General features: G+C 65.5%; 11 protein-coding genes. 7 read left to right on the forward strand and 4 right to left on the reverse strand.

Annotated features, from left to right (window positions below; genetic code table 11):
- A partial coding sequence (locus G3N93_RS27780) for a TolC family protein (RefSeq protein ID WP_206134404.1) occupies positions 1–1,364 on the forward strand: 1,364 nt, incomplete at its 5' end.
- A gap of 305 nt (positions 1,365–1,669) precedes the next feature.
- Entirely contained in the window at positions 1,670–2,377 is a 708-nt protein-coding gene (locus tag G3N93_RS27785) for an MgtC/SapB family protein (protein ID WP_174911619.1), read from the forward strand.
- Between the two features lie 46 nt (positions 2,378–2,423).
- Here the strand turns inward: G3N93_RS27785 and G3N93_RS27790 are convergent, their stop codons facing one another.
- On the reverse strand, positions 2,424–3,143 hold the full coding sequence (locus tag G3N93_RS27790; protein ID WP_174937286.1) for an autoinducer binding domain-containing protein: 720 nt from the start codon (positions 3,141–3,143) through the stop codon (positions 2,424–2,426).
- A gap of 73 nt (positions 3,144–3,216) precedes the next feature.
- Between G3N93_RS27790 and G3N93_RS27795 the strand changes: the two genes are divergently transcribed.
- The 4 genes from G3N93_RS27795 to G3N93_RS27810 all read left to right on the forward strand — a co-directional run bounded on the left by G3N93_RS27795 (position 3,217) and on the right by G3N93_RS27810 (position 5,964).
- The gene (locus G3N93_RS27795) at positions 3,217–3,660 is read left to right on the forward strand and encodes a DUF4902 domain-containing protein (RefSeq protein WP_174937284.1); all 444 of its coding nucleotides are present in this window, start codon (positions 3,217–3,219) and stop codon (positions 3,658–3,660) included.
- 214 nt (positions 3,661–3,874) lie between these two features.
- Positions 3,875–4,483, forward strand: coding sequence for an acyl-homoserine-lactone synthase (locus tag G3N93_RS27800; protein WP_174937282.1), 609 nt, complete (start codon positions 3,875–3,877; stop codon positions 4,481–4,483).
- A 51-nt stretch (positions 4,484–4,534) separates the two neighbouring features.
- Entirely contained in the window at positions 4,535–5,299 is a 765-nt protein-coding gene (locus G3N93_RS27805) for a hypothetical protein (RefSeq protein WP_174937280.1), read from the forward strand.
- A 278-nt stretch (positions 5,300–5,577) separates the two neighbouring features.
- Positions 5,578–5,964, forward strand: coding sequence for a VOC family protein (locus G3N93_RS27810; RefSeq protein ID WP_174944926.1), 387 nt, complete (start codon positions 5,578–5,580; stop codon positions 5,962–5,964).
- A 21-nt stretch (positions 5,965–5,985) separates the two neighbouring features.
- On the opposite strand, the gene G3N93_RS27815 is transcribed toward G3N93_RS27810, so the two are convergent.
- Positions 5,986–6,552, reverse strand: a complete 567-nt coding sequence (locus tag G3N93_RS27815; RefSeq protein ID WP_206134405.1) for a GNAT family N-acetyltransferase — start codon at positions 6,550–6,552, stop codon at positions 5,986–5,988.
- Between the two features lie 150 nt (positions 6,553–6,702).
- Positions 6,703–7,353, reverse strand: a complete 651-nt coding sequence (gene ribA, locus G3N93_RS27820; protein WP_069260282.1) for a GTP cyclohydrolase II — start codon at positions 7,351–7,353, stop codon at positions 6,703–6,705.
- Between the two features lie 177 nt (positions 7,354–7,530).
- Here ribA and G3N93_RS27825 point away from each other — a divergent pair, with 177 nt between their 5' ends.
- A complete protein-coding gene (locus G3N93_RS27825) occupies positions 7,531–7,992 on the forward strand; it encodes a CBS domain-containing protein (RefSeq protein ID WP_011354633.1) in 462 nt (153 codons plus the stop codon).
- A gap of 154 nt (positions 7,993–8,146) precedes the next feature.
- Here the strand turns inward: G3N93_RS27825 and G3N93_RS27830 are convergent, their stop codons facing one another.
- The gene (locus G3N93_RS27830; protein WP_089496625.1) at positions 8,147–8,476 is read right to left on the reverse strand and encodes a DUF4148 domain-containing protein; all 330 of its coding nucleotides are present in this window, start codon (positions 8,474–8,476) and stop codon (positions 8,147–8,149) included.
- Positions 8,477–8,858 lie beyond the last annotated feature (382 nt).

Here is an 8,858-nt window from a genome sequence, read left to right on the forward strand (position 1 = left end):
TAGGTTCGCACGACTACACGCTGCCCGCGTCGCCGGCGCTCGCGTCAGTCTCGCCGCCGGCCGCGCTCGATGCGGCGCACGCATACACGCTGCCCGAACTGATCGATCTCGCCGAATCGGCGAACCCGCTGACCCGTATCGCGTGGAACGATGCGCGTAACGCGGCGCTCGCGGTCGGCCTGGCCAAGACCGCCTACCTGCCGAGACTGTCCGCGACGGCCATGGGCGGGTACCAGGCGAACCACGGCTCGACGTCGTCGATCCTCGGCGACTCGTCGAGCAACTCCACCGTGCACGGCACCATCTCGGCGCTGTCGCTGCAATGGCTGCTGTTCGATTTCGGCGGCCGCGCGGCGCGCGTCGAAGCGGCGGAACAGGCGTCGATCGCGTCGAACGTCGCGTTCACGGCCGTACACCAGCAGGTGATCCACGACGTGACCGTCGCGTACTACCGCTACGAAGCCGCCCGCTCGCGCGCGCTCAGCGCCCAGCAGGGCCTCGCGAACGCGGACGCGATCCTCACGGCCTCCCGCGCGCGGCTCAAGCACGGCGTCGGCACGGTCGTCGAACTCGCGCAGGCGACGCAGAACCGCGCGCAGGCCAACCTCGCGCTCGTGCAGGCGAACGGCACCGAGAGCGACGGCTACCTCGCCCTCGTCTCCGCGCTCGGCATCTCGCCGCTGTCGAAACCGACCATCGCCGCGCTGCCGAAGCGGCCGCTGCCGCCCGCGCTCGGCTCGTCGGTCGACGCGATCGTGTCGGATGCGATCGCGCGCCGCCCCGACCTGCAGGGCGCGTTCGCGCTCGAAAAGGCCAATCGCGCGAAGATCAAGGCCGCGGAAGCCGCGTTCATGCCGAAGATCTTCCTGTCCGCGTCGACGTCGTACGCGAGCGGCGGCACGTCCATCTCCGCGCTGCCCGCGATCGGCGACCAGGCGCCGACCGTCAACCTGAACGGCAGCCGCTACGGCGGCGGCGTGTTCCTCGGCGTGACGATTCCGCTGTACGACGGCGGCCTGCGCTCGGCCGTGCTGATGCAGGCGCGCAACGATGCGGAAAGCGCATCCGCGCGACTCACGCGGACCAAGGAAGAGGCCGTCCGCCAGGTCGTCGCCGCGCAAAACGCGGTGCAGACGAGCCTTGCGTCGCACGACGCCGCGAAGGCGCTCGTCGATGCCGCGCAGACGAGTTACGACGCGGCGCTGACCGCGTACCGGAACGGCGTCGGTTCGGTCACCGATGCGACGATCGCGCAAAGCCAGTTGCTCGCCGCCCGCAACGCGGAGGTCGACAGCTATGCCGGGGCGCTGTCCGCTGCTGCCGCGCTCGCGCTTGCGACGGGGACGATCGGCTCGGCGCAGTAGCGCAACCGCCGCGAGGCGGTTGACGCATGCGCTCGCCGCCCACTAGAATGCCGCCCATTCTTCCTTCAGGAACCATCGTGGACAGTTGCAGCACTCCGTTGCGTGCGCCGCTTGCCGCCTGAACGCCTGTCCGACGCAGTTCTCCTGCCCGGCTCGCGTTCCGCGAGCCGCACGCCTACCGTTTCACACTGAATGACGCATTCGCGCGGTACAGTACCGCGCGATGACGGCTATCTTCGTGTCGCCTTCGGCCTTGCGCCGCAGCGACGCGAAACGGCACGCGCTCCTTGCACGGCAGGACAACCATGACTTTCGATTTCGCACTCCGTCTTTTCACCGCGTTCGCCTGCGGCGTCGCCATCGGCATCGAACGCCAGATGCGCCAGCGCACGGCCGGCCTGCGCACGATCACGCTCGTCGCGAGCGGCGCGTGCCTGTTCGTCACGCTCGGCGTGCTGACCGGCAACGGCGTCGCCGGCGTCACGCAGATCGCCGCCTACGTCGTGTCGGGCGTCGGCTTTCTCGGCGGCGGCGTGATCATGCGCGACAAGGGCTCGATCCAGGGCATCAACACGGCCGCGACACTCTGGTGCTCGGCCGCCGTCGGCGTGCTGTCCGGTTCCGGTCATTACGTGCCGGCGCTCGCCGGCACCGGCGTCGTGCTGCTCACCAATACGTTGTTGCGCAGTGTCAGCCAGGCGATCAACGCGACGCCGGTATCGAATGCCGATCTCGTGCGCGAATACCAGATCACCGTGATCTGCCTGGCTTCCGACGAAGTGCACATCCGCACGCTGCTGTCGAACGCGATGTATGCGAAGCCGCTGTCGTTCCAGAGCCTCACGAGCGAGGACGTGCCCGACCAGCCGGACCGGCTGAAGGTGACCGCGACACTGAAGCTGCATCCGAAGGATCAGCAGAAGCTCGAGCAGATCGCGAGCCGGATGAGCATGGAGAAGAGCATTTCCAGCGTGAGCTGGACCGCGAAGGAAGCGGAGCCGATGATGGAGTGAGCGGCCTGGCGGCAGCCGCATGTCGCGCTGCCGCCGTCACGCCCTGTCAGGGCGTCTCGATCAGCCCGGCCGAGATTGCCTTGACGACCGCCTGGACCTTGTTCGTCGCGCCCAGCTTCTCGAGGATGTTGTTGACGTGGAAGTTGACCGTTCGCTCCGAGATGCTGAGGATCTGGCCGATTTCGCACGCGGTCTTGCCTTCGGCCGTCCAGCACAGCACCTCGCGCTCGCGCGCGGTCAGCGTGACGCCCGCCGCCGGCGCCAGCTTCGGCACCACGAAGCGGCTCATCAGCGAATGCGACAGGTTCGCGAGCCAGTTCGTCTGCAACGTCAGCATGTTGATCTCGGCCGGCGTCAGCCGGTCGGCATGACGAGCGATACTCAGCAGACCGAACGCACCGCGGGCCGCCCAGCTCGACTGCGCGACGCCCACCGACAATCCGAAATCACGCGCGTCCTGCCACAGCGGGCACGGTTCGATCCGGTCGACGTCCGGCCAGACGATCATGTTGGTGCTGAGCGCGCCGTCGCGAACCGTCGAGTCGATCTCGATGTAGTTCTGCGCCTGGTAGTGCGTCATCCAGCCGTCCGGATAGGTATTGAAGATCGCGACCGCCGGCTTCGAAACGGGCAGCGGGACGCGAATGCCGTAACAGCAGTATTCGAATCCCAGCCGTTTGGAATAGGCGGCGATCCGCTGGAAGAGCTGCTGCTCGTCTTCCGCGGCGCTGAATTGTTGATAGGCATCCTGCCAGCGCAGTTCCATTCATTCTCCGACGACGTCACGCTGTCATACTTGTCAGGTTCCAGCACCCGTTCGACGCTGATACATTCCGCGCATGACTTCACCTTTGCTGCACCCGGTCCCCGGCCCGTCCCCGGACGGCTACGTACGCCTGTCAGAAGGCGCACTCGCCGTGCTTGCGTTCGACCATGTCGCAAGCGGCCTCGACACATCGCTGCTTGAGGAATTGCGCGACAGCGCAATCGACGCTCGCCTCGCCGGCTATACCGAATGGCATCGCCCGGCCAGTGCCGGCGTCGCTTACGTGACGATCGGCTGGGACTGGTATCTCGACCGCGCGACGGGCGCGTTCGTGATCGCGGGCGGCGACGTCCGCAGCAACGTGATGGCCGTCGACGCCACCGGCACCGACATCGGCATGTTCCGCACAGCCGCCGCGCTCACCGCACGGCTCGCGTGTATCGACTGGCCCGCCGCTGTCGCGTCAGCCCTGCTCGGCCACAACGACGCCTATCATGCCGGTCCGACGCTCCAGTGACAACTGGCTGCGCATCTATTCCTCTGACAATTTACGCGATGCTGGCGCTCTTTATAAGCAAAAGCGCCACGGTTTTCAATCCCGTTGATCAAGAAACCGTTACCACGTCCTAAACGGCATCTTTCCGACGTCACCCTGTAAGAGTTACCAGTTACAGCCCCCTCGTGCTGCGCGATGTAATGCACGCATACAAAAGCACAGATCCGAGGACACCATGCGGACCTTCGTTCACGAAGAAGGGCGGTTGCCACACGAACTTGCAGCGGATCTCGGGCGCTATCGGCGCCGTGTGTTCGTCGAACAGCTTGGTTGGGCGCTCCCGTCGGCGAACGAGAACTTCGAGCGCGACCAGTTCGATCGCGACGATACCGTGTACGTGTTCGCGCGAAACGCCGACGGCGACATGTGCGGATGTGCGCGCCTGCTGCCGACGACGCGCCCGTACTTGCTGAATTCGCTGTTCGCCGACCTGATCGCCGAAGACATGCCGCTGCCGCAATCGGCCGCCGTCTGGGAGTTGTCCCGGTTCGCGGCAACCGACGACGAAGGCGGGCCGGGCAATGCCGAATGGGCCGTACGCCCGATGCTCGCGGCCGTCGTCGAATGCGCGGCGCAGCTTGGCGCGCGGCAGTTGATCGGCGTGACGTTCGCGAGCATGGAACGGCTGTTCCGCCGGATCGGCATACACGCGCACCGCGCAGGCCCGCCGAAGCAGGTGGACGGACGTCTGGTGGTCGCGTGCTGGATCGACATCGATCCGCAAACGTTTGCAGCGCTAGGAATCGAGCCGGGGCAGACCGCCCGGCAAGCCATCGCCGCCTGAACCGGAACGCGCGTTTCTGTCAGGACGGCATCGTAACGAAGGAGAATCAACGTGGACCAGTCCCAGGTCTTTCGCGCGATGATGCCCGGGTTGACGAGCGCCAACGGCGCCCGCATCGCGGTCGCCTACCCGTCGTTTCCCCGGCCGCTGCCGCTCGTGCGGCTCGACCGTCGCGGCCTCGTGTTCCGTTCCGCCGGCGCCGCGCCGCTCGTCTGCGGGCTGCCGCGCGCGGCGACGCTACTGGTCGCGGACGAGCCGCTCTGCTCGCTGCGCCTCGTGATCCGCGACATCGCTCCGGCCGGCGAAGGCCGGCATGACCTGACGATGCAGCCGTCCGGCGCCGCCGGTGACGAACTGCTGTGGCATGCGTTGCGCGATCGCGAGCCCTACCGCCGGATTCGGCAACCGCTCGCGCCCGTCGACACGTCCATCACCACCGACGGCGAACCGCACGCGTCGGCCGGCGAAGCCGGGCCGCGCCCGTCACGCAGCGCGGCCTTCCGGCTGCCCTGCCACAGCGACGCGCTGTTCTTTGCCGACTGGCTCGAATATCACTTCGACGAATTGCGTGCGCTGTCGCAACAGCATGGGTCGCAACTGCAGCTCAACCAGCTCGAGCGGCAAGTGGCCGATGACGAAGTCGGCGTGCGCTTCGTCTACGACATCGACGGGCACGCGACGCGGCACGCGCTGACCGATTGCGCGCGCGAGGCCTGTGCATGGATCGAGACGGAGATGCGCGACAAGTACGCGTTACCGGTCGCGCAGGAGCGTTTCAAAGCGTTTGCGGCGCACGCCCGGGCTGGCGGTATGTGAGTGCGATGCAACAGGAAGTTGTATCGATACAACTAGGGCTTGCCATGCCTCGGGTTTTCCCTTAAATTTACGTCTGTCTCCTCCATGTCTCCAAACATGGATTCAGCCCGCTCAATGTAGCGGGCTTTTTCTTGCCTGCACACTTTGCGGGGCCATATCGCTTCCGCTCCGGCGCACTCGTCGGACGCGACGCACGGTGATGTCATCCGCTTGCCTCACGCAACGCGGATCAGCGGACTTATCATTGACCGGCCCGCCACTGCCCCGCCGAGGTCATCTTGCACGCCCATCTGCGCATTGCCCGCCCCGTTGGTAACCTCACCCGCACCGAGCGCATGTATCGCGAAGCATTCGAGCTGTCGGTGCTCTATCGCTTTGAAGATCACGACGGCTTTTCCGGCGTGATGCTCGGGCGCGACGGCCTCGACTATCACTTCGAATTCACGCACTGCCCCGATCATCCGATCGCGCCGTCGCCGACGCCCGAAGATCTGATCGTGTTCTACCTGCCCGATCGGCCGGAATGGGAAGCCGCGTGCGCACGCGCCACGGAACATGGCTTCATGCCGGTGACGTCGTTCAATCCGTACTGGGAAATATCCGGCCAGACTTTCGAGGATGCCGACGGCTACCGGATTGTGCTGCAGAACGGCACGTGGCGCTGACGGGCGAACACGTGTGAGCCGTTACGCGCCGGCCAGGCCGGCGGCGCGGGCGGCATACACGACGTGCCGACGCAGCGCGTGCCCTTCCGGCAACGCAGGATGGTCGAAATCGCGTGCGGGCAGACGCTGCATGCCGAGCCGCTGCATCACGTGCTGTGATCGCTGGTTGGTGTCGGCCGTCCACGCGAAGATCTCGCCAAGTCTGACCCGGTCGAACCCGTCGGCCAGTGCGGCGGCGGCCGCTTCGGCTGCGTAGCCCTGCCCCCAGGCGTGGCGCGCCAGCCGCCACATGATCTCGACGCACGGTGCCATCGGATGCGTTGCACGCACTTCGCGCGACAGGCCGCACACCCCGATCAACATCGCATCGACACGACGCTCGACTGCCCATGGGCCGAAACCGTGTGCATCGAAATGTGCGTCGAAGCGCGCGATGACGTCGCTCGCCTCGTCAACGGACATCGGACCGCGCGCGAGCCACGTGGTCACGTCCGGATCCTCATGCATCGCCGACAGCGCGCCCGCATCCGCCGGCCGCCAGCGGCGCAGCGTCAAACGTTCGGTTTCGATCTTCGACGGTGTGGACATGGGGGAGACGGGTCGTTCAGGCGACGCCACGCGAGCGCCGTCGCAAACCCGAAAGCGGAACGGACGAAGGGGAAATGGAAATCGTCGCCTTGGCCGGCGACGGTCCAGGGAGCAGGTGACGAGAAACGGGCGCCGGAGCGCCCGGGGCGATTACTCGTTTTCCTCGAAGTAATGCCCGAACTTCGTTTGCTTCGTGCGGATATAACGCTCGTTTTCCTCGCGCACGGGCACCGCAAGCGCGACGCGTTCGCAAACAGGAATGCCGTGCTTCGCGAGCGTGTCGAATTTGGCCGGGTTGTTGCTCATCAGCCGCACCGACGTCACGCCGAGGATCCGGAGGATCGCGGCAGCCGAGTCGTATTCGCGGGCATCGTCGGGCAGGCCGAGGTCGAGGTTCGCCTCGACGGTGTCGCGCCCCTGCTCCTGCAGCGCGTACGCGCGAATCTTGTTGCTCAGGCCGATCCCGCGCCCTTCATGGCCGCGCAGATACAGCAGCACGCCGCGGTCTTCGGCCGCGATGTAGCGCAATGCGAGATCGAGTTGCTCGCCGCAGTCGCAGCGGTACGAGCCGAATACATCACCGGTCAGGCATTCGGAATGAAGGCGCGTCAGCACGGACTGCTCGCCGGCGACGTCGCCCATCACGAGTGCAAGATGTTCGGCATCGCTGCCGGATACGCGGAAAGCGTACGACGTGAACGTACCGTAGCGCGTGGGCAGCGACGCCGTGGCGACGAGCGTCACGCACTCGTCGGCCTGGCCGTTGCCCGGCGTGGGCGATTGGGGACGCGAAGACATCATGAATTCAATCGAAACGTTCAGGAATGTAGGAGTTGTGTGGATAGTGCGTGACCGGAGTTTACCGCTAATCTGGAATCGTCACGCGACTGCCGCCACCTGCACGGCTATACTGGGCTCATCGGGTGACAAGCATCGCACCCTGCCTGCCCAGCATCGACCTGCACACGGAGAAAGCGAATGAGCACGACTGTCGCGCAGCTTCTCAAGGCCAAGCCGGATTCGGGCCGCACCATCTATACCGTCACGAAGACCGATCTCGTCTACGACGCCATCAAGCTGATGGCGGAAAAGGGCATCGGCGCGCTGCTGGTCGTGGACGGCGACGACATCGCGGGCATCGTCACCGAGCGCGACTACGCGCGCAAGGTCGTCCTGCAGGACCGCTCGTCGAAAGCCACCCGCGTCGAGGAAATCATGACGGCGAAGGTGCGCTACGTCGAACCGTCGCAATCCACCGACGAGTGCATGGCACTGATGACCGAGCACCGGATGCGCCACCTGCCCGTCCTCGACGGCGGCAAGCTGGTCGGCCTCATCTCGATCGGCGACCTCGTCAAGAGCGTGATTGCCGATCAGCAGTTCACGATCAGCCAGCTCGAACACTATATCCACGGCACGCCCGCGGTCACGTCCGCCTGACCCACCCCAGCAAAAAAGGCCCAAACGCGCGAGCGTCTGGGCGGAAAGCCGCCGGAATGCGGCGACGGAGGTTCTGCTCCTGCGGGCGAATGACGCGCGCAACGGGGGCGCGTCTCGTCGATCAAGCGGTGCGCTCGGGCAGACCCGGGGACGTTCAGTTGCCGAAGTAGACCGAGTTCACGGGATTCGGTGCTTCGCGCGTCATGCGACGGCCGGCTTGGCCGGCACCCGTCGCCACGGCACCATAGCCGCTCGTATCGGCTTGCGCGAGCATCGGCTGGTTCGGTTGAATGCGTTGTTCCGCGGCCTGGATGTTGTCCGGATACTGCGAATCGCTCGCCAGCGGCTTGTAGCCGTTCTGTTCGAGTTGCACGAGCTCGGCCTTGACCTGGTCGCGCGTCAGCCCCTGCTCGGACTGTGCAAACGATGCGATCGGGGTGGCAAGGACGGATGCGGCGATAGCTGCGTAGATGACCGACTTCATGATTTACCTCCGGTATATGTTCTCTTATGGCGTCGCCTCGGCAGGACTGTCTGAAGCGATTGAATCCAGTGTAGTTCTCGCCGATCCAAGGGGAAACCCTTAGTTTGAACATACAGCGTTGCGATTTTGACAAAAATCGCCAGCAAATCCCGAACGATAACGTCGCAACTTGCTTCACCCGCACAACAATCGCTGACGAAATGCCGACAGCCAAATCACATATTCCGAAGGTTGTGTTGTAGAATCGTAAGGTTCTATTCGCCAGTCGATCTTCCATCCACCATGTACGCGCTCACGCCCCTTTCGGTTTCGCCGTCCGGCCCGGCCGGCGTGCGCGCGCGCGCCGGTCATCCGGCGCATCCCCTCGCTCGACGCACGGCCC

Source organism: Burkholderia sp. Se-20378 (assembly GCF_017104665.1).
Taxonomy (GTDB): domain Bacteria; phylum Pseudomonadota; class Gammaproteobacteria; order Burkholderiales; family Burkholderiaceae; genus Burkholderia; species Burkholderia lata.